The sequence below is a fragment of the Neobacillus bataviensis LMG 21833 genome (assembly GCF_000307875.1).
Classification (GTDB): Bacteria; Bacillota; Bacilli; order Bacillales; family Cytobacillaceae; genus Neobacillus; species Neobacillus bataviensis.
On record NZ_AJLS01000059.1, the window covers coordinates 26,373 to 47,278 of the forward strand.

Sequence of the window (20,906 nt, forward strand, 5' to 3'; positions counted from 1 at the left end):
CCTTTCGTTTACCCAAAGGGCGATTACTTACCTGTTTTACCTTCTTTACGACGTACGAATTCACCTTCGTAACGAATTCCTTTACCTTTGTAAGGCTCAGGCGGGCGTACTTGACGAATATTGGCTGCTAATGCACCAACACGTTCTTTATCAGTACCTTTTACAATAATTTTTGTATTGCTAGGTACTTCTACTTCAAGACCAGCTTCTGGTTCAATTTCAACTGGATGTGAGTAACCAACGCTTAATACAAGTTTGTTACCTTGCTTTTGCACACGGTAACCAACCCCGATTAATTCTAAGCCTTTTGTAAAGCCGTTAGAAACACCTTCAACCATGTTCGCGATCACCGCGCGAGTTGTACCGTGCAATGCGCGGTGCTCTTTTTGGTCAGATGGACGAGTGATTGTTACTACGTTTTCTTCAATGTTAATTGCGATATCAGGATCAAAAGAACGACTAAGTTCGCCTTTAGGCCCTTTAACCGTAACAGTACTGTTGTTTAATGTAACCGTAACTCCTGCTGGAATTTCGATTGGTTTTTTTCCTATACGAGACATTTAAGTAGCACCTCCATTCATTCAGAAACTCTTTTACCAAACGTAAGCTAATACTTCTCCGCCGACTTGTTTTGCACGAGCTTCTTTATCTGTAATAACACCTGTTGATGTTGAAACTAATGCGATACCAAGACCGTTAAGTACGCGTGGCACCTCATTTGATTTAGCGTAAACTCGAAGTCCAGGCTTGCTTATGCGCTTAAGACCAGTAATAACGCGTTCATTATTAGCACCGTACTTTAAGAAGATACGGATGATCCCTTGTTTGTTGTCTTCGATAAATTCGACATCACGAACGAAACCTTCGCGCTTTAGGATTTCAGCAATTTCTTTTTTCAAATTAGAAGCAGGCACTTCTAATTTTTCGTGACGCACCATGTTCGCATTACGAATGCGAGTAAGCATATCAGCAATTGGATCTGTCATGACCATTATTTTTACCTCCTTCCCAACTTCTAGTTTTACCAGCTAGCTTTTTTAACACCAGGAATTTGTCCTTTGTATGCTAATTCACGGAAACAAATACGGCAAAGCTTAAATTTACGGTATACAGAGTGTGGACGTCCGCAACGTTCGCAGCGTGTATACTCTTGTACTTTGAATTTAGGCGTGCGTTGTTGTTTCGCAATCATTGACTTTTTAGCCACGTTTTCGCCTCCCTTATTTAACGATTACTTTTGGAATGGCATTCCAAATTGAGTTAAAAGTTCACGTGATTCTTCATCAGTGTTTGCAGTCGTTACGATAACGATATCCATACCACGAACTTTGCTTACTTTATCGTAATCAATTTCAGGGAAGATTAATTGTTCTTTAATACCCAATGTATAGTTACCGCGACCATCGAAAGCTTTTTTAGAAACCCCACGGAAGTCACGTACACGAGGTAAAGAAACGGAAACTAATTTATCCAAGAATTGGTACATGCGCTCACCGCGAAGGGTAACCTTTGCACCGATTGGCATACCTTCACGAAGACGGAAGCCAGCGATAGATTTTTTCGCACGAGTTACGACTGGCTTTTGACCAGTAATTGTTGCAAGCTCTTCTACAGCATTGTCAAGCGCCTTCGCATTTGCAACAGCGTCACCAACACCCATGTTAATAACGATTTTATCAAGTTTCGGAACTTGCATAACTGATTCATAGTTGAATTTGCTCATAAGAGCAGGAGTTACTTCTTTAACGAATTTTTCTTTTAGGCGGTTCACTTATGGTACCTCCCTTCTAAATTTTTACTATTTATCTAAAACTTCACCGGATTTTGCTACGCGTACTTTCTTGCCATCAACCGTTTTGTAACCTACGCGAGTCGGGTTACCTGATTTAGGGTCGATAGGCATAACGTTTGATACATGAATTGGAGCCTCAAAACTGATAATTCCGCCTTGTGGATTCACTTGTGAAGGTTTAGAGTGTTTTTTCACGATGTTTACGCCTTCTACTAGTACACGGCTGTCTTTAGGATAAGCTGCGAGGATTACGCCTGTTTTGCCTTTATCCTTGCCAGACATAACTCTGACTTTATCACCTTTTTTTACATGCATCAGTAAGCACCTCCTTAAAGGCAATTGATTTTAAAATTATAATACTTCTGGAGCTAAAGATACGATTTTCATAAAGTTGTTATCGCGAAGTTCGCGGGCAACTGGTCCAAAGATACGAGTTCCACGTGGGCTCTTGTCATCTTTGATAATAACACATGCGTTTTCATCAAAACGAATGTAAGAACCATCTGGACGACGTGCACCAGTCTTTGTACGAACAATAACTGCCTTAACAACGTCACCTTTTTTAACAACGCCACCTGGTGTTGCTTGTTTTACGGTACAAACGATCACATCACCAATATTAGCAGTTTTGCGACCAGAACCACCAAGAACTTTAATCGTAAGTACTTCACGAGCACCAGAGTTGTCAGCAACTTTTAAACGTGATTCTTGTTGAATCATGTGTGTAACCTCCCTTCGGAATGAAGCTTATCCGAACAATTAAATGATAACTGCTTTTTCTACTACTTCGACTAAACGGAAGCGTTTAGTAGCTGAAAGTGGGCGAGTTTCCATAATACGTACTACATCGCCGATTTTAGCTTCGTTTTGCTCATCATGAGCTTTAAACTTTTTAGAGTACTTAACGCGTTTACCATATAAAGGATGCTTTTTATGTGTTTCGACAAGAACAGTAACGGTTTTATCCATTTTGTCAGAAACCACGCGTCCTGTGTAAACTTTGCGCTGGTTGCGTTCACTCATTGTGTGAACCTCCTCTCAGGTAATTACTTATTAACGCTGATTTCTCTTTCACGAACAACTGTCTTCATGCGAGCAATCGCTTTACGAACTTCACGAATACGAGCTGTGTTTTCAAGTTGTCCTGTCGCCAATTGAAAGCGAAGGTTGAAAAGCTCTTCTTTTAGAGATTTTACTTTTTGTTCAATTTCAGCAGTGGTAAGGTCACGTAGTTCATTAGCTTTCACTTGATTCACCACCAATTTCTTCTCGTTTTACAAACTTACACTTTACAGGTAGTTTGTGCATTGCAAGTCGAAGTGCTTCACGAGCGATCTCTTCAGAAACGCCAGCAATTTCGAACATGATTTTCCCAGGCTTCACTACAGCTACCCAGCCTTCTGGTGCCCCTTTACCGGAACCCATCCGCACTTCTAATGGTTTAGCAGTGTAAGGCTTATGCGGGAAGATTTTAATCCAAACTTTACCGCCACGTTTCATGTAACGTGTCATCGCAATACGAGCTGCTTCAATTTGACGGTTTGTAATCCAAGAAGCTTCAGTTGCTTGTAAGCCGTATTCACCGAAAGTTACTTCAGTGCCGCCTTTTGCGTTACCACGCATTTTACCACGGTGTTGACGGCGATATTTTACGCGTTTTGGCAATAACATAATTATTTGCCTCCTTCCGCATTTTTCTTCTTAGTAGGAAGGATTTCTCCCTTATAGATCCACACTTTTACGCCAAGCTTACCATAAGTGGTATCAGCCTCAGCAGTAGCATAGTCGATATCTGCACGAAGTGTATGAAGTGGAACAGTTCCTTCGCTATAATGTTCAGCACGAGCAATATCCGCTCCGCCAAGACGACCAGATACTTGTGTTTTGATACCTTTCGCACCAGCGCGCATTGCACGTTGAATAGCTTGCTTTTGTGCACGACGGAAAGATACACGGTTTTCTAATTGACGAGCAATATTTTCAGCAACTAGTTTCGCATCAAGATCAGCTCTCTTGATTTCAAGAATGTTGATGTGAACTCGTTTGCCAGTTAATTGGTTTAATGCTTTACGAAGTGCTTCCACTTCCGTACCGCCTTTACCGATTACCATACCAGGCTTAGCTGTATGGACTGTAACGTTCACACGGTTAGCAGCACGTTCGATTTCTACTTTAGAAACAGAAGCATCTTTTAAACGTTTCGTGATATACTCACGAACTTTAAGGTCTTCGTGTAAAAGAGTAGCGAAGTCTTTACCTGCGTACCATTTAGATTCCCAATCACGGATGATTCCGATACGCAAACCGACTGGATTTACTTTTTGACCCACAGCTTATCCCTCCTTCTTTTCTGTTAAAACGATTGTAATGTGGCTTGTGCGTTTGTTAATTTGGCTTGCACGGCCCATAGCGCGCGGACGGAAACGTTTCAACGTTGGTCCTTCGTCAACGAATGCTTGTTCAACAACTAGATTATTAACGTCCATTTCATAGTTGTGTTCAGCATTTGCCATAGCTGACTTTAATACTTTTTCAACGATTGGAGAAGCAGCCTTAGGTGTGAGATTTAAAATCGCCACAGCTTCACCAACTTGCTTTCCTCGGATTAAATCAACGACTAAACGTGCTTTACGAGGAGCAATACGAACTGTTCTTGCAACAGCTTTAGCTTGCATTTGGATGCCCTCCTCTCTTAACGTCTTGTTTTCTTGTCATCATTGCCATGCCCTTTGTAAGCACGTGTTGGAGCGAATTCTCCAAGTTTGTGTCCTACCATGTCTTCAGTACAATATACAGGCACATGTTTGCGACCATCATAAACAGCAATTGTATGACCGATAAATTGTGGGAAAATCGTAGAACGGCGGGACCAAGTTTTAATAACTTGTTTACCCTCGGTTTCATTTAACTTTTCAACCTTAACCATTAAATGATCATCAACAAATGGTCCTTTTTTTAAGCTGCGACCCATGAAGGAACCTCCCTTCGTGACTGTTCTACGGTTCTATCTGTGAACCGTAGGAAAGCCCCGTTATTTTTTACGACGACGTACAATAAACTTATCTGATTTGTTTTTCTTCTTACGAGTTTTGAATCCAAGAGTTGGTTTACCCCATGGAGACATTGGTGATTTACGTCCGATTGGTGAACGTCCTTCACCACCACCGTGTGGGTGATCGTTAGGGTTCATAACAGATCCACGAACAGTTGGGCGTTTGCCTAACCAGCGAGAACGACCTGCTTTACCAATTTTAATAAGTTCGTGTTGTTCGTTTCCTACTTGACCGATAGATGCACGGCATTCAGCAAGAATCATACGAACTTCACCGGAAGTTAAACGTACTAATACGTATTTTCCTTCTTTACCAAGTACTTGTGCGCTTGTTCCAGCAGAACGAACTAACTGGCCGCCTTTTCCTGGTTTTAATTCGATGTTGTGTACAACAGTACCAACAGGGATGTTAGCAAGTGGAAGTGCATTACCCACTTTAATGTCAGCCTCTGGACCTGACATTACCTGCATACCAACTTCTAAGTTTTTAGGAGCTAAGATATAACGCTTTTCTCCATCAACATAATTAATCAACGCAATATTTGCGGAACGATTTGGATCGTATTCGATAGTAGCAACGCGTCCTGGAATGCCATCTTTGTTACGTTTAAAGTCAATTAAACGATATTGACGCTTATGGCCGCCACCTTGATGACGAACAGTTAACTTACCTTGGTTATTACGGCCGCCTTTTCTCGTTAAAGGAGCTAAAAGAGACTTTTCTGGAGTGCTAGTTGTGATTTCAGCGAAATCAGAAGTAGTCATTCCACGACGACCATTGGAGGTAGGTTTGTACTTTTTAATCGCCATTTTATTTCCCTCCTCTTCTTGTTAGGTTCTTATGCTTCAAAGAATTCAATTTCTTTGCTGTCAGCAGTTAATTTTACAATTGCTTTACGACGTTTGTTAGTGTATCCGCCGAATTTACCCATGCGTTTGAATTTACCTTTATAGTTCATGATGTTTACCTTGTCAACTTCAACGCCGAAGATTTCTGTAACAGCATCTTTGACTTGAGTTTTGTTGGCTCTAACATCAACTTCAAACGTATATTTCTTTTCAGCCATTAGGTCAGTAGAACGCTCAGTGATAACGGGGCGCTTAATGATATCGCGTGCATCCATTATGCAAGCACCTCCTCTACTTTTTCAACCGCTGCTTTAGTCATGATTAATTGATCATGATTGACAACGTCTAATACGTTGATTCCATCAGCTGTTACAACTGTTACTCCAGGGATGTTACGTGCAGATAATGCTACGTTTTCATCTAGATCAGCAGTAACAATAAGTGCTTTCTTCTCGACAGAAAGGCCACCTAAAACTGATTTGAATTCTTTTGTTTTTGGAGCTTCGAAAGCTAGGCTTTCTAATACCAAAATGTTTTCTTCTAATACTTTAGAAGACAAAGCCGATTTAATCGCTAAACGGCGAACTTTTTTCGGTAATTTGTAGCTGTAACTGCGTGGTGTAGGACCGAAAACAGTACCACCTCCGCGCCATTGTGGAGAACGAATTGACCCTTGACGTGCACGGCCAGTTCCTTTTTGACGCCATGGTTTACGACCACCGCCGCGTACTTCAGAACGAATTTTTGTTTTATGAGTTCCTTGACGTAAAGAAGCTCTTTGCATCACAATCGCTTCGAATAATACGTGTTGATTAGGCTCAATACCAAAAACTGCTTCATTAAGTTCGATTTCACCAACTTGTGAACCGTTTTGGTTTAATAATGCTACTTTAGGCATTCCTTTGTTCCTCCTTTCTTAAAAGGTAATTATGCTTTAACCGCACCTTTAATTTTTAGTAATGCTTTTCTAGCACCTGGTACGTTACCTTTGATTAAAAGCAAGTTGCGTTCTGTGTCAACCTTAACGATTTCAAGGTTTTGAACTGTAACTTGATCTCCACCCATGCGTCCTGGTAATAATTTACCTTTGAATACACGGTTTGGAGCAACAGGTCCCATTGAACCAGGGCGACGATGATAACGTGAACCGTGAGCCATTGGACCGCGAGATTGTCCGTGGCGTTTAATTACACCTTGGAAACCTTTACCCTTTGAGATTCCTGTTACATCTACGATATCGCCTGCAGCGAAAATATCAACTTTGACTTCTTGACCAACTTCATATGCTGCTAAGTCGTCTCCGCGGAATTCGCGAATGAAGCGCTTAGGAGCAGTATTTGCTTTTGCAACGTGGCCTTTTTCAGGTTTGTTAGATAACTTTTCACGTTTGTCTTCAAAACCAACTTGAACAGAAACATATCCGTCGCTATCAACTGATTTCTTTTGAAGAACTACGTTTGGAGCTACTTCAACTACTGTTACAGGGATTAAGTTGCCGTTTTCTGCAAATACTTGAGTCATACCAATCTTTCTTCCTAAGATTCCTTTGGTCATGTAAGTCACACCTCCTGAATATTGTTTTATTTATCTTGATTATAGTTTGATTTCGATATCAACACCTGATGGTAAATCTAAACGCATTAACGCATCAACTGTTTGTGGAGTTGGGTTAACGATGTCGATTAGACGCTTATGTGTCCGCATTTCGAATTGCTCACGAGAATCTTTGTACTTATGAACCGCACGAAGAATCGTATATACAGATTTTTCAGTTGGTAGTGGAATTGGACCAGACACAGCCGCACCTGAACGTTTTGCTGTTTCAACGATTTTTTCTGCAGATTGATCAAGGATTCTGTGATCATATGCTTTTAAACGGATACGAATTTTTTGTTTTGCCATTATTTTCCCTCCTTTATTCGCCTATTTTCAAAATAGACATTCTCAGTGGAAATTTCCCACACACTCGCCATGGCAAAGCGGCCGGGTGTGTCAGCAACCTTCCACATCATCGCAGTCAAAGACCAACATTGTCTATTATACATAAAACATAAATCAAACGCAACATTTATTACGATTATTTTTTTACGTTTCTGTGCTGAACACTTTTACTATTATAAAGGCTGAAGTTCATGTTTACAACACTTAAATCAAATCTCCAGAAATCTCCTAATTAGAATAGCAGAATGTTTCACAGAGTCAGCACAATTATATATATAGAAGAAACCCGTTATTATGCAATGGCTTATTTCTAAAAGATTATTGTTTTTGTTATTGGCTTTGCGAAATCAAACTATTGATTGCGGTTGATGGAGCGGAAGGTGCAGGCACCTGCGGGAGCAGCGGGACAAGTGACCTTCCTTGAGCGAAGATCAAACAATCTAGTTCATTAGAAACAAGGTTTACGAAAACAGCCTTTAAACATCACCTGATTAGTCCTTCATCAGGGCTATGAAGGACTAATCTTTTAAATATCACCGAGTTTTGTCCTTCATCAACGCTATGAAGGACTAATCTTTTAAATATTGCCGGGATTTGTCCTTCATCGACGCTATGAAGGACTAATCTTTTAAATATTGCCGAGTTTAGTCCTTCATCAACACTATGAAGGACTAATCTTTAAAAAAGGTTTTTCTAAAAGATTATCTCTATTGTAATAGGCTTTGTGAAAACAAACTATTGATAAGTGGTTGATTGGAGCGGAAAATACAAGACTCTTAGGGGGAGCGGGTAGAGGTGAGCATCCTAGAGGGGAAATCAACAACATTGATTTTTGATAAATAAAAACAGAGTTTACGAAAACAGCTTAGGCAATAAAAAAAGCAGGTGGATCGTCACCCACCTGCTTTTTCTATATTAATTACTCTTGGATTGTTGTGATTGAACCTGAACCAACTGTACGTCCGCCTTCACGAATAGAGAACTTAGTTCCTTCTTCGATAGCAACTGGAGCGATTAGTTCAACAGTCATTTCAATGTGATCGCCAGGCATAACCATTTCTACGCCTTCTGGAAGATTACAAATACCAGTAATATCAGAAGTACGGAAATAGAATTGTGGGCGATAGTTTGAGAAGAATGGAGTATGACGTCCGCCTTCTTCTTTAGATAAAACGTAAACTTGTGCTTTGAACTTTGTGTGTGGAGTGATGGATTTTGGCTTAGCCAAAACTTGTCCACGCTCGATTTCTTCACGAGCTACACCACGAAGAAGGGCACCAATGTTGTCACCAGCTTCAGCAAAGTCAAGAAGCTTACGGAACATTTCTACACCTGTTACAGTAGTAGATTTTGGCTCTTCAGTGAAACCAACGATTTCAACTACGTCACCAACTTTAACTACACCACGCTCAACACGTCCTGTAGCAACTGTTCCACGACCAGTAATTGAGAATACATCCTCAACTGGCATCATGAAAGGCTTGTCAGTGTCACGAGTTGGAGTTGGGATGAATTCGTCAACAGCAGTCATAAGCTCAAGAACTTTCTCTTCCCAAGCAGCTTCGCCTTCTAATGCTTTAAGAGCAGAACCTTTGATAACTGGAGTGTCATCGCCAGGGAAATCGTATTCAGTTAATAGATCACGAATTTCCATTTCTACTAATTCAAGAAGTTCTTCGTCGTCAACCATATCACACTTGTTCATGAAAACAACTAGGTATGGAACACCTACTTGACGAGAAAGAAGGATATGCTCACGAGTTTGTGGCATTGGGCCATCAGTTGCAGATACTACTAAGATACCGCCGTCCATTTGTGCAGCACCAGTGATCATGTTTTTAACATAGTCAGCGTGTCCTGGGCAGTCTACGTGTGCGTAGTGACGTGCATCTGTTTCATACTCAACGTGTGAAGTAGAGATTGTGATACCACGCTCTTTTTCTTCTGGAGCTCCGTCGATTTGATCGTATCCGCGAGCTTCTGCTTTACCTGTTTTAGCAAGAACAGAAGTGATTGCAGCTGTTAAAGTAGTTTTACCATGGTCAACGTGTCCGATTGTACCAATGTTAACGTGTGGCTTTGAACGGTCGAATTTAGCTTTTGCCATTTGGAAAATCCTCCTTTGGATTATAAAAGTTTAAGTATATTTTATAGAAACTGTGATAATGGTTGTCCATATTTCACAGTTTCTATACTTACATTAGTAGTTATACTTTAAAGATTGGTGAAAATCAATTATTCACCTTTATTTTTTTTGATGATTTCTTCAGAAATTGATTTTGGTACTTCTTCATAGTGATCAAAGTGCATGGAGAATACTCCACGGCCTTGTGTGCTTGAACGAAGTGCTGTTGCATAACCAAACATTTCTGATAGTGGAACCATTGAACGAACTACTTGAGCATTACCACGAGCATCCATTCCTTCAACGCGGCCACGGCGTGCAGTGATTTGTCCCATGATATCACCAAGATATTCTTCTGGGATTACAACCTCTACCCTCATGACAGGTTCAAGGATACATGGTTGACATTTTGTAGCAGCATTTTTAAGAGCCATAGAAGCAGCAATCTTAAACGCCATTTCAGAGGAGTCAACATCATGGTAAGATCCGTCGAACAATCTTGCTTTAATATCCACTAATGGATAGCCAGCAAGAACACCGCGACCTAATGAATCTTCTAGTCCAGCTTGAACAGCAGGGATGTATTCACGAGGAACTACACCACCGACAATACCGTTTTCGAATTCGAAGCCTTTACCAGCTTCATTTGGTGAAAATTCGATCCAAACGTGTCCGTATTGTCCGCGTCCACCAGATTGACGTGCAAACTTACCTTCAACTTGCGCTGAACCTTTGAAAGTCTCACGGTATGCAACCTGTGGAGCACCTACGTTAGCTTCAACCTTAAATTCACGACGCATACGATCAACAATGATATCAAGGTGAAGTTCACCCATTCCGGCAATAATTACTTGTCCAGTTTCCTGGTCAGTGTGTGCGCGGAATGTCGGATCTTCTTCTTGAAGTTTTTGTAATGCAGTCGTCATTTTGTCTTGGTCTGCTTTTGATTTTGGTTCAACTGAAAGTTCAATTACTGGCTCAGGGAATTGCATTGACTCAAGGATGACAAGGTTTTTGTCATCACATAGTGTGTCACCAGTAGTTGTATCTTTCAGACCTACAGCTGCAGCAATGTCACCAGCAAAAACCTTTGAGATTTCTTGACGGCTGTTTGCATGCATTTGCAGGATACGTCCGATACGTTCACGCTTGCCTTTAGTTGAGTTTTGGACATATGATCCAGACTCTAAAGTACCAGAGTAAACGCGGAAGAACGTTAATTTACCAACATAAGGATCTGTCATAACTTTGAACGCAAGAGCTGAGAATGGCTCTTCATCATCTGAATGACGTTCAACAATTACTTCTTCATCATCCACATCATGACCTTTAATTGCAGGTACATCTAATGGGGATGGAAGATAATCGATGACAGCGTCCAACATTAATTGAACACCTTTGTTTTTGAAAGCCGATCCACAGATAACAGGGTAGAATTCAACATTAACAGTACCTTTACGAATTCCAGCTTTAAGCTCTTCCTTCGTAATTTCTTCACCACTAAGGTATTTCTCCATTAATTCTTCATCTAATTCCGCAACTGCTTCTACTAATTTTTCACGGTACTCTTCAGCAAGTTCACGGTGTTCCTCCGGAATTTCACCCACTTCAATATCAGTACCTAAATCGTTGCCGTAAAATACGGCATTCATTTCCACGAGGTCAATGATTCCTGAAAATTGATCTTCAGCACCGATTGGTAACTGAATTGGGTGTGCATTCGCTTGCAAGCGATCATGGATTGTTCCTACAGAATATAGGAAGTCAGCTCCAATTTTGTCCATCTTGTTTACGAATACAACACGTGGTACTCCGTAAGTTGTTGCTTGACGCCAAACTGTTTCAGTTTGTGGCTCAACACCTGATTGTGCATCTAGTACGGCTACCGCACCATCAAGAACACGTAGGGAACGTTCAACTTCAACTGTGAAGTCTACGTGTCCTGGTGTGTCGATGATGTTTACGCGGTGATTTTTCCATGCTGCAGTTGTTGCTGCGGAAGTGATTGTGATTCCGCGTTCTTGTTCCTGCTCCATCCAGTCCATCTGAGATGCACCTTCGTGTGTTTCACCGATTTTATGAATCTTACCAGTGTAATAAAGGACACGCTCAGTGGTCGTCGTTTTACCAGCATCAATGTGTGCCATGATACCGATATTACGAGTGTTTTCTAAGGAGAACTCTCTTGCCATTGGGTCTTTCTCCTTCCTAGTATGAAAGTGTTTTTATATTGAAGGTTAAATTACCAACGATAGTGAGCAAACGCTTTGTTTGCTTCTGCCATTTTGTGTGTATCTTCACGTTTCTTGACAGCTGCACCAGTGTTGTTAGCTGCATCCATAATTTCGTTAGCTAATCGCTCTTCCATCGTTTTTTCACCGCGATTACGTGAATAATTCACCAACCAACGAAGACCAAGAGTTGTACGGCGATCAGGGCGCACCTCAACTGGAACTTGATAGTTAGCACCACCTACACGGCGAGCTCTAACTTCTAGTACTGGCATGATGTTTTTCATTGCTGCATCAAATACTTCCATTGGCTCTTTGCCAGAACGTTCACGAATAGTGTTAAACGCTGAGTAAAGAATTTCTTGAGATTTACCTCTTTTACCGTCAACCATCATTTTGTTGATTAGACGAGTAACTAATTTTGAATTGTAAAGCGGATCTGGTAAAACGTCTCTTTTTGCTACAGGACCTTTACGTGGCATGTATTTTCCTCCTTTCAAAGAAGCTTCTATTTAGAATAATTATTTTTTCGCTGCTTTTGGTCTCTTAGTACCATATTTAGAACGACTTTGCATACGGTTGTTTACACCAGCCGTATCAAGTGCTCCACGTACGATGTGATAACGTACCCCCGGTAAGTCCTTTACACGTCCTCCACGAATAAGAACAACACTGTGCTCTTGAAGGTTATGGCCAATACCAGGAATGTATGCAGTCACCTCAATACCGTTTGTCAAACGTACACGAGCATATTTACGTAACGCTGAGTTCGGTTTCTTTGGAGTCATTGTACCAACACGAGTACATACTCCGCGTTTTTGTGGTGAAGATACATTTGTTTGTGATTTTTTAAAGCTGTTATAACCTTTATTTAGCGCAGGAGATTTTGACTTCTCTGTCACTGATTGACGTGGCTTGCGCACTAGTTGGTTAATAGTAGGCATTTTTGTTTCCTCCCTTCATTATTTGTAAGTCCACACATCCAGGTGGTTCATTTTTTTGCAAAAAACAAAGTTCTTGCAGACTTCTCTATCTACAAAAACAGTTTTTAACGGATAATTGCAACGGCTGCTGCACCCACTTCAATCCCACATGCTTTGCCGAGCTTTTTCATCGAATCAACATATAGAACCGGAACATCGAACAAGTTAGCCTCTGCAACAACTTTTGCTGTAACCTTTGGTTCAGCATCATTTGCTACGACTAATTCTTGTACTTGACCATCCTTAAGTGCTTTAACCGTTTGTTTTGTTCCTATAACGACTTTCTGTGCCTGTAATACTTTTTCATAAGACATCGTTCATATCCTCCAAAGTATCAGGTGAATAGGAGCACCTTTGATATAGTAACATCTTAATAAAAAGATGTCAACCGATGTTTTTACTTTTTTATACAAACAAAGTATATTCTCTTAAAATACGGTACCTGCTTTTGATCGCAGGTACCGCGAAATTCACTTAGTCAATTGCCACTGTTTCTTCTGAAGTTGTATCACGAAGGACTGGCTCCGCTTTACGGTAGCGCTGCATTCCTGTCCCAGCTGGAACGAGTTTACCAATGATAACATTTTCCTTCAAGCCGAGTAATTCATCGCGCTTGCCTTTGATCGCCGCATCAGTAAGAACTCTCGTTGTTTCCTGGAATGATGCTGCAGACAAGAATGAATCAGTTTCAAGTGACGCTTTTGTAATACCAAGTAATACTGGACGTCCTGTTGCCGGTAATTTACCAGCAAGCAATGCTTTTTCGTTTGCATCGGTAAACTGGTGAATATCAAGGAGTGTACCTGGAAGCACATCCGTTTCACCTGCATCGCTTACCCGAATTTTACGGAGCATTTGACGAACCATTACTTCGACGTGTTTATCGCCAATTTCTACCCCTTGCATGCGGTAAACTTTTTGTACTTCACGCAATAGGTACTCTTGAACAGATGTCACGTCTTTTACTTTAATTAATTCCTTCGGATCAATCGAACCTTCTGTTAGTTCTTGACCGCGTTCAACATGGTCATTAACTGCCACTTTCACGCGTGCTGTATATGGTGCATTGTAGGTACGAGATTCAACCTCGCCCTGAACCACGATTTCATGCTGGCGGTCTTTTCCTTCGTTAATGCCAACAACGACACCCTCAATTTCAGTAATAACAGCTTGACCTTTAGGGTTACGTGCTTCAAAAATCTCTTGGATACGCGGTAAACCTTGAGTAATATCGTCTCCAGCAACCCCGCCTGTATGGAACGTACGCATGGTTAACTGCGTTCCTGGCTCACCGATTGATTGGGCAGCAATAATACCAACTGCTTCGCCGACTTCAACCTCTTGACCGGTTGCCAAGTTGCGTCCATAACACTTCTTACATACGCCATGACGAGTATTACATGTAAATGCAGAGCGAATTTTTACTTCTTCAATTCCTGCTCCGACAATCACTTCGGCTAAATCTTCAGTAATCAGTCCGTTTTCAGGAACGAGTACTTCTTTTGTTTCAGGATGCTTGATAGCTTTACGTGCATAACGGCCAATTAAGCGTTCATCTAATCCTTCGATGATTTCTGTACCGTCTTTTAAGGCACTGATGATAAATCCTCTATCGGTACCACAATCGTCTTCACGAACAATGACATCCTGAGCCACATCTACAAGACGGCGGGTCAAGTATCCAGAGTCAGCTGTTTTAAGTGCGGTATCGGCAAGACCTTTACGAGCACCGTGTGTTGAGATAAAGTACTCTAACACTGTTAATCCTTCACGGAAACTTGATTTGATCGGTAATTCGATAATCCGTCCAGCCGGGTTGGCCATCAAACCACGCATACCCGCAAGCTGCGTAAAGTTAGAGGCGTTACCACGGGCACCGGAATCACTCATCATAAAGATTGGATTCGTTTTATTCAAGGATTTCATCAGTTTCCCTTGAATGGTGTCTTTTGCCGCACTCCAGATGGCAATAACGCGATCGTATCGCTCGTCTTCCGTAATTAAACCACGTCTGAATTGCTTCATTACGTTATCTACTTTACCTTGGGCATCATGGAGAATTTGCTGCTTTTCTCCCAATACGACGATATCAGCTACACCAACGGTAATACCTGCCTTAGTAGAATGTTTAAATCCTAAGTCCTTCATCCGGTCAAGCATTTTAGACGTTTCGGTAATTTTGAAACGTTTGAATACTTCCGCAATGATATTTCCAAGGATTTTCTTTTTAAACGGATCGATCAATGGCATTTCTTTAATCTTCGCCTTGATGTCCTCGCCTTTTTCAACAAAATACTTCTCAGGTGTCTCGACTTCTAAATTATGTCTTGTCGGTTCATTGATATATGGGAATGACTTCGGAAGAATTTCGTTAAAAATAAGCTTACCAACAGTTGTGATTAATAGCTTATTATTTTGTTCTTCGGTAAAAGTTTCATTTCCTAGTGAACCGGCATGGACAGCGACACGTGTATGATAATGGACATATCCATTTTGATAGGCAAGGATGGCTTCGCTTGTATCTTTAAAAATCATCCCCTCACCGACAGTACCTTCACGCTCTAAGGTCAAGTAATAGTTACCTAATACCATATCCTGAGAAGGAGTAACAACCGGCTTCCCATCTTTAGGGTTCAAGATGTTTTGAGCTGCAAGCATCAAGAGACGAGCTTCCGCCTGTGCTTCTGATGAAAGTGGCACGTGAACAGCCATTTGGTCACCATCGAAGTCCGCGTTATATGCCGTACATACAAGAGGATGGAGGCGGATTGCCCGGCCTTCAACAAGTGTTGGTTCAAATGCCTGAATTCCTAATCTATGCAATGTAGGGGCACGGTTTAATAGAACCGGATGCTCTCTGATTACATCTTCAAGCACGTCCCATACATCTGGAGATACCCGTTCAATTTTACGTTTTGCTGATTTAATGTTGTGAGCTAATCCTTTTTCAACAAGCTCTTTCATCACAAACGGCTTGAATAATTCCAACGCCATTTCTTTTGGAAGACCACATTGGTACATTTTTAAATTCGGACCTACAACGATAACGGAACGGCCGGAATAGTCAACCCGTTTACCTAGTAAGTTCTGACGGAAACGACCTTGTTTTCCTTTTAACATATGTGAAAGTGATTTCAACGGACGGTTACCAGGACCCGTAACCGGGCGACCGCGGCGGCCATTATCAATCAAGGCATCTACCGCTTCCTGAAGCATCCGCTTTTCGTTCTGTACGATAATGCTTGGTGCGCCAAGGTCTAACAAACGCTTTAAGCGGTTGTTACGGTTGATCACACGGCGATATAGGTCATTTAAATCTGATGTCGCAAATCGTCCTCCATCCAATTGAACCATTGGACGAAGTTCTGGAGGAATAACCGGCAGCACATCAAGAATCATCCATGATGGCTCATTTCCTGAATTACGGAATGCTTCCAGCACTTCAAGACGTTTAATCGCACGCGTACGGCGCTGACCTTGAGCCGTTTTTAATTCCTCTTTTAAACCGTCGACTTCTTTATTTAAATCAATATCGGAAAGAAGCTTTTTAATCGCTTCAGCACCCATGGCAGCTTGGAATTTATTCCCGTACTTTTCACGATAGGCACGATATTCTTTCTCGGATAAAAGCTGTTTCCTATCTAGAGCAGTATCACCTGACTCTGTAACAACATAGGAAGCAAAATAAATCACTTCCTCCAATGCACGCGGGGACATGTCTAATACAAGACCCATTCGGCTTGGAATCCCTTTAAAATACCAAATATGTGAAACAGGTGCAGCTAGTTCGATATGACCCATACGTTCACGGCGAACCTTTGCACGTGTTACTTCAACACCACAGCGGTCACAAACAACACCTTTATAACGGACGCGCTTGTACTTTCCACAATGACATTCCCAATCCTTCGTCGGACCGAAAATTCGTTCACAGAATAAGCCGTCTTTTTCAGGCTTTAATGTACGATAGTTAATGGTTTCTGGCTTTTTCACTTCTCCGAACGACCATGAACGGATTTTATCCGGTGAAGCAAGACCAATTTTCATATACTCAAAATTATTAACGTCCAGCAAGGGGCCTACCTCCCTTTTGATCTCCAGGTTTTACCCTTATTGCGTTCCATAATCCCCAAGCGCACGGCCCTGCGTACGCTTGGGAAAGGATGAATAATTACTCTTTTGAACCGACCTTTTCAGATTCAAGGTTTTGTGACTCAGGAGCAATATTTAATGTGTCGACTTGCTGTAAGTCGTCATCGTCTTCCGTATCGCGCATTTCAATTTCCTCTTCATCACCGGATAGAATTTTTACATCCAAACCAAGGCTTTGAAGTTCTTTAATTAATACCTTGAATGACTCAGGGACGCCTGGCTCTGGAACATTTTCACCTTTAACGATGGCTTCATATGTTTTCACTCGCCCTACAACGTCATCTGATTTAACAGTAAGAATTTCTTGAAGCGTATATGCCGCACCGTATGCCTCAAGCGCCCAAACCTCCATCTCACCAAAACGCTGTCCGCCAAATTGAGCTTTACCGCCAAGTGGCTGCTGCGTAACAAGTGAATAAGGTCCAGTTGAACGGGCATGCAATTTATCATCAACCATGTGAGCAAGTTTAATCATGTACATGACACCAACAGAGACACGGTTATCAAATGGTTCTCCGGAACGTCCGTCATAAAGGACCGTTTTCGCATCACGCGCCATGCCGGCTTCTTCAATTGTTTCCCAAACATCTTCCTCAGTGGCTCCGTCAAATACCGGAGATGCCACGTGAATACCAAGGTAGCGGGCAGCCATACCAAGATGAAGTTCTAACACCTGACCGATATTCATCCGTGATGGAACCCCTAACGGATTTAACATGATATCAACAGGAGTGCCGTCTGGTAAATATGGCATATCTTCTTCAGGTAAAATTCGGGAGATAACCCCTTTGTTACCGTGGCGTCCTGCCATTTTATCCCCTTGATGGATTTTCCGTTTTTGAACAATGTAGACACGAACAAGCTGGTTTACACCTGGTGGCAGTTCGTCGCCATCTTCACGATTAAAGACTTTGACATCATGAACAATACCACCGCCGCCGTGCGGAACTCTAAGTGATGTATCACGGACTTCACGAGCTTTTTCACCAAAAATAGCATGTAAGAGACGTTCTTCCGCCGTTAATTCTGTTACACCCTTAGGCGTTACTTTACCAACGAGAAGGTCACCGTCTTTTACTTCTGCACCAGTGCGAATAATACCGCGCTCATCCAAATTACGAAGGGCATCTTCCCCAACGTTTGGAATATCGCGGGTGATTTCTTCCGGTCCAAGCTTTGTATCACGAGATTCTGATTCGTATTCCTCAATATGAATTGACGTATAAACATCGTCTTTAACAAGACGTTCGCTCATAATGATGGCATCCTCATAGTTATAGCCATCCCATGTCATAAACGCTACAAGTACGTTTCTTCCTAGGGCAAGTTCACCTAACTCCATTGATGGTCCGTCAGCAAGGATTTCTCCTTTTTTCACGCGGTTGCCGACAGCCACGATTGGACGTTGGTTATAGCAAGTACCTTGGTTGGAACGAATAAATTTTAGTAGTCGGTATTTTTTAAGGTCGCCTTTTACTTCTTGGCCATCTACCTCTTTTGTTTCTCGAACCCATACTTCACGAGCCTCTACATGCTCGACAATACCTTCATGCTTACAAATAACTGCTGCACCGGAGTCTTTACCTGATACGTATTCCATTCCTGTACCAACTCGAGGAGATTCTGGCTGCATAAGCGGAACGGCTTGTCGCTGCATGTTCGCACCCATCAAGGCACGGTTAGAGTCATCGTTTTCAAGGAATGGGATACATGCTGTCGCTGCAGAAACAACCTGCTTCGGCGATACATCCATGTAGTCAATCCGGTCACGGTTTACAACCGTGTTTTCACCACGGAAACGAGCAACAACTTCATCATCCAAGAAGGTACCATCGTCACCCAGACGAGAATTCGCCTGCGCTACCACATAGTTATCTTCTTCGTCAGCTGTTAAGTAATCAATTCGGCTGGTTACTTTACCGGTATCCGGATCTACTCGGCGGTATGGTGTTTCAATAAAGCCAAATCGGTTTACCTTTGCATACGATGATAACGAGTTAATTAATCCAATGTTTGGACCTTCCGGTGTTTCAATCGGACACATACGGCCATAGTGAGAATAGTGAACGTCACGCACTTCCATCCCGGCGCGTTCACGTGTTAAGCCACCAGGTCCTAGTGCAGAAAGACGGCGCTTGTGAGTTAATTCAGCAAGCGGGTTGGTTTGGTCCATGAATTGTGATAATTGAGAGCTTCCAAAGAATTCTTTGATTGAAGCAATTACTGGACGAATATTAATCAATTGCTGTGGTGTAATCGTTGCTGTGTCTTGAATCGACATTCTTTCACGAACCACACGTTCCATCCGGGACAGCCCGATACGGAATTGATTCTGCAGCAGTTCACCTACAGAACGAAGACGTCTGTTACCTAAGTGGTCGATATCATCGGTATCGCCTACTCCATGTAATAAATTGAAGAAGTAGCTAATCGATGCAATGATATCAGCTGAAGTGATATTTTTTATCGGTTCTGCCACATATGCATTACCCAATACATTAATGACTTTTTCATTTTCATCGCCAGGAGCGTAGATTTTAATAGTTTGAAGGATTACATCATCCGACACTACACCGCCAACAGGATTAAAGCTTTTGAAATTGATATTCTTTTCAAGAGCCGGCAAAATTCTGTCGAGGTTTCTTCTATCTAGAAGTGTTCCTTTTTCAGCAATAATTTCACCTGTTTCCGGGTCAGCCAGTGACTCCGCTAAGCGCTGGTTAAATAAGCGATTCTTAATATGAAGCTTTTTATTAATTTTATAGCGGCCTACATTTGCTAAATCATAGCGTTTAGGGTCGAAGAAACGAGATACTAATAAGCTCTTTGCATTATCAACGGTTGGTGGTTCACCCGGACGAAGTCGCTCATAAATTTCTAAAAGCGCTTTGTCAACCCCTTCCGTGTTGTCCTTCTCAAGCGTATTACGGATATACTCGTTATCCCCAATCAAATCAATGATTTCTTGATCGGAACCGAACCCAAGCGAACGCAAAAGAACCGTAACGGGCAGTTTCCGAGTACGATCTATTCTCACATATACGACATCCTTGGCATCTGTTTCATATTCAAGCCAAGCGCCGCGGTTCGGAATGACAGTCGCAGTAAAGCCCTTCTTGCCATTTTTATCAAGTTTTCCACTGAAGTAAACGCTCGGTGATCGCACTAATTGGGAAACAATGACACGTTCTGCCCCATTGATGACAAACGTACCTGTTTCCGTCATAAGCGGAAAATCACCCATGAACACATCTTGATCTTTTACTTCGCCTGTTTCTTTGTTTACAAGACGCACTTTTACACGTAATGGAGCAGAATATGTAACGTCCCGTTCTTTTGATTCTTCAACAGAATATTTTGGATCGCCAAGACTGTAATCAATAAATTCTAGTGATAGGTTACCAGTAAAGTCTTCAATCGGTGAAATATCCTGGAACATTTCACGCAATCCCTCATCCAGAAACCATTGATATGAAGAGGTTTGGATTTCAATAAGATTTGGTAATTCTAAAACTTCACTGATTCGTGCGTAACTTCTTCGTTGGCGGTGTCGTCCATACTGAACTAGTTGACCTGTCAACTGATTCACCCCTCAAATCAAGCGTTATTTAATAAATCTATTTACGTCTATCAGGAGAACTTTTAGGTTCAGCCTATTAGACAAAAAGAAAAAGGGTTTTTTACTCAAAAACCACATTTTCACATTTCGACTATTATTTTGTCATCATTTCCTTCAAATTCCATTTTTATACTTAAAAAATAAGTATTTAAAGGAATAAAT

24 protein-coding genes are annotated in these 20,906 nt (G+C 41.6%); all 24 read right to left on the reverse strand.

Translation table 11 applies throughout. The annotated features are described in order from the left end of the window. Positions 1-23: 23 nt before the first annotated feature. Entirely contained in the window at positions 24-560 is a 537-nt protein-coding gene (rplF, locus tag BABA_RS11080) for a 50S ribosomal protein L6 (RefSeq protein ID WP_007085275.1), read from the reverse strand. Between the two features lie 33 nt (positions 561-593). After that, positions 594-992, reverse strand: coding sequence for a 30S ribosomal protein S8 (gene rpsH / locus BABA_RS11085; protein WP_007085276.1), 399 nt, complete (start codon positions 990-992; stop codon positions 594-596). A 29-nt stretch (positions 993-1,021) separates the two neighbouring features. Further along, a complete protein-coding gene (gene rpsN, locus BABA_RS11090) occupies positions 1,022-1,207 on the reverse strand; it encodes a 30S ribosomal protein S14 (protein ID WP_007085277.1) in 186 nt (61 codons plus the stop codon). Positions 1,208-1,231: 24 nt separating this feature from the next. Next, positions 1,232-1,771, reverse strand: a complete 540-nt coding sequence (rplE, locus tag BABA_RS11095) for a 50S ribosomal protein L5 (RefSeq protein ID WP_007085278.1) — start codon at positions 1,769-1,771, stop codon at positions 1,232-1,234. 27 nt (positions 1,772-1,798) lie between these two features. Then, positions 1,799-2,107: a 50S ribosomal protein L24 gene (gene rplX, locus BABA_RS11100; RefSeq protein WP_007085279.1), complete on the reverse strand. Its 309-nt coding sequence runs from the start codon at positions 2,105-2,107 to the stop codon at positions 1,799-1,801. Between the two features lie 36 nt (positions 2,108-2,143). Beyond that, positions 2,144-2,512, reverse strand: a complete 369-nt coding sequence (gene rplN, locus BABA_RS11105; protein WP_007085280.1) for a 50S ribosomal protein L14 — start codon at positions 2,510-2,512, stop codon at positions 2,144-2,146. Positions 2,513-2,551: 39 nt separating this feature from the next. Further along, positions 2,552-2,815 (reverse strand): 30S ribosomal protein S17, encoded by a 264-nt coding sequence (gene rpsQ, locus BABA_RS11110; RefSeq protein ID WP_007085281.1) that lies wholly within the window; start codon positions 2,813-2,815, stop codon positions 2,552-2,554. Between the two features lie 23 nt (positions 2,816-2,838). Continuing rightward, positions 2,839-3,039 carry a 50S ribosomal protein L29 gene (gene rpmC / locus BABA_RS11115; protein ID WP_007085282.1) on the reverse strand — a complete coding sequence of 67 codons (201 nt, stop codon included), beginning with the start codon at positions 3,037-3,039 and terminating at the stop codon, positions 2,839-2,841. Next, positions 3,029-3,463: a 50S ribosomal protein L16 gene (rplP, locus tag BABA_RS11120; protein ID WP_007085283.1), complete on the reverse strand. Its 435-nt coding sequence runs from the start codon at positions 3,461-3,463 to the stop codon at positions 3,029-3,031. Before rplP ends, rpmC begins: the two co-directional genes overlap by 11 nt. Before the next feature lie 2 nt (positions 3,464-3,465). Next, positions 3,466-4,122: a 30S ribosomal protein S3 gene (gene rpsC / locus BABA_RS11125; protein WP_007085284.1), complete on the reverse strand. Its 657-nt coding sequence runs from the start codon at positions 4,120-4,122 to the stop codon at positions 3,466-3,468. Positions 4,123-4,125: 3 nt separating this feature from the next. Further along, the gene (rplV, locus tag BABA_RS11130) at positions 4,126-4,467 is read right to left on the reverse strand and encodes a 50S ribosomal protein L22 (protein WP_007085285.1); all 342 of its coding nucleotides are present in this window, start codon (positions 4,465-4,467) and stop codon (positions 4,126-4,128) included. Positions 4,468-4,484: 17 nt separating this feature from the next. Further along, positions 4,485-4,763, reverse strand: coding sequence for a 30S ribosomal protein S19 (gene rpsS, locus BABA_RS11135; protein WP_007085286.1), 279 nt, complete (start codon positions 4,761-4,763; stop codon positions 4,485-4,487). Between the two features lie 60 nt (positions 4,764-4,823). Beyond that, positions 4,824-5,654 carry a 50S ribosomal protein L2 gene (gene rplB / locus BABA_RS11140; protein ID WP_007085287.1) on the reverse strand — a complete coding sequence of 277 codons (831 nt, stop codon included), beginning with the start codon at positions 5,652-5,654 and terminating at the stop codon, positions 4,824-4,826. 29 nt (positions 5,655-5,683) lie between these two features. Next, a complete protein-coding gene (gene rplW, locus BABA_RS11145; protein WP_007085288.1) occupies positions 5,684-5,968 on the reverse strand; it encodes a 50S ribosomal protein L23 in 285 nt (94 codons plus the stop codon). Then, on the reverse strand, positions 5,968-6,591 hold the full coding sequence (rplD, locus tag BABA_RS11150) for a 50S ribosomal protein L4 (RefSeq protein WP_007085289.1): 624 nt from the start codon (positions 6,589-6,591) through the stop codon (positions 5,968-5,970). Before rplD ends, rplW begins: the two co-directional genes overlap by 1 nt. Before the next feature lie 29 nt (positions 6,592-6,620). After that, on the reverse strand, positions 6,621-7,247 hold the full coding sequence (gene rplC / locus BABA_RS11155) for a 50S ribosomal protein L3 (protein ID WP_007085290.1): 627 nt from the start codon (positions 7,245-7,247) through the stop codon (positions 6,621-6,623). A gap of 39 nt (positions 7,248-7,286) precedes the next feature. Beyond that, a complete protein-coding gene (gene rpsJ, locus BABA_RS11160; protein ID WP_007085291.1) occupies positions 7,287-7,595 on the reverse strand; it encodes a 30S ribosomal protein S10 in 309 nt (102 codons plus the stop codon). Between the two features lie 958 nt (positions 7,596-8,553). Next, positions 8,554-9,741, reverse strand: a complete 1,188-nt coding sequence (tuf, locus tag BABA_RS11165; protein WP_007085292.1) for an elongation factor Tu — start codon at positions 9,739-9,741, stop codon at positions 8,554-8,556. Between the two features lie 128 nt (positions 9,742-9,869). Further along, positions 9,870-11,951 carry an elongation factor G gene (gene fusA / locus BABA_RS11170; RefSeq protein WP_007085293.1) on the reverse strand — a complete coding sequence of 694 codons (2,082 nt, stop codon included), beginning with the start codon at positions 11,949-11,951 and terminating at the stop codon, positions 9,870-9,872. A gap of 50 nt (positions 11,952-12,001) precedes the next feature. Then, the gene (gene rpsG, locus BABA_RS11175) at positions 12,002-12,472 is read right to left on the reverse strand and encodes a 30S ribosomal protein S7 (protein ID WP_007085294.1); all 471 of its coding nucleotides are present in this window, start codon (positions 12,470-12,472) and stop codon (positions 12,002-12,004) included. A 39-nt stretch (positions 12,473-12,511) separates the two neighbouring features. Further along, positions 12,512-12,934 carry a 30S ribosomal protein S12 gene (gene rpsL / locus BABA_RS11180; RefSeq protein ID WP_007085295.1) on the reverse strand — a complete coding sequence of 141 codons (423 nt, stop codon included), beginning with the start codon at positions 12,932-12,934 and terminating at the stop codon, positions 12,512-12,514. A gap of 104 nt (positions 12,935-13,038) precedes the next feature. Further along, entirely contained in the window at positions 13,039-13,287 is a 249-nt protein-coding gene (locus BABA_RS11185; protein WP_007085296.1) for a 50S ribosomal protein L7ae-like protein, read from the reverse strand. 160 nt (positions 13,288-13,447) lie between these two features. Beyond that, positions 13,448-17,047: a DNA-directed RNA polymerase subunit beta' gene (rpoC, locus tag BABA_RS11190; RefSeq protein WP_007085297.1), complete on the reverse strand. Its 3,600-nt coding sequence runs from the start codon at positions 17,045-17,047 to the stop codon at positions 13,448-13,450. Between the two features lie 97 nt (positions 17,048-17,144). After that, a complete protein-coding gene (gene rpoB, locus BABA_RS11195; RefSeq protein ID WP_007085298.1) occupies positions 17,145-20,705 on the reverse strand; it encodes a DNA-directed RNA polymerase subunit beta in 3,561 nt (1,186 codons plus the stop codon). Positions 20,706-20,906: the final 201 nt, after the last annotated feature.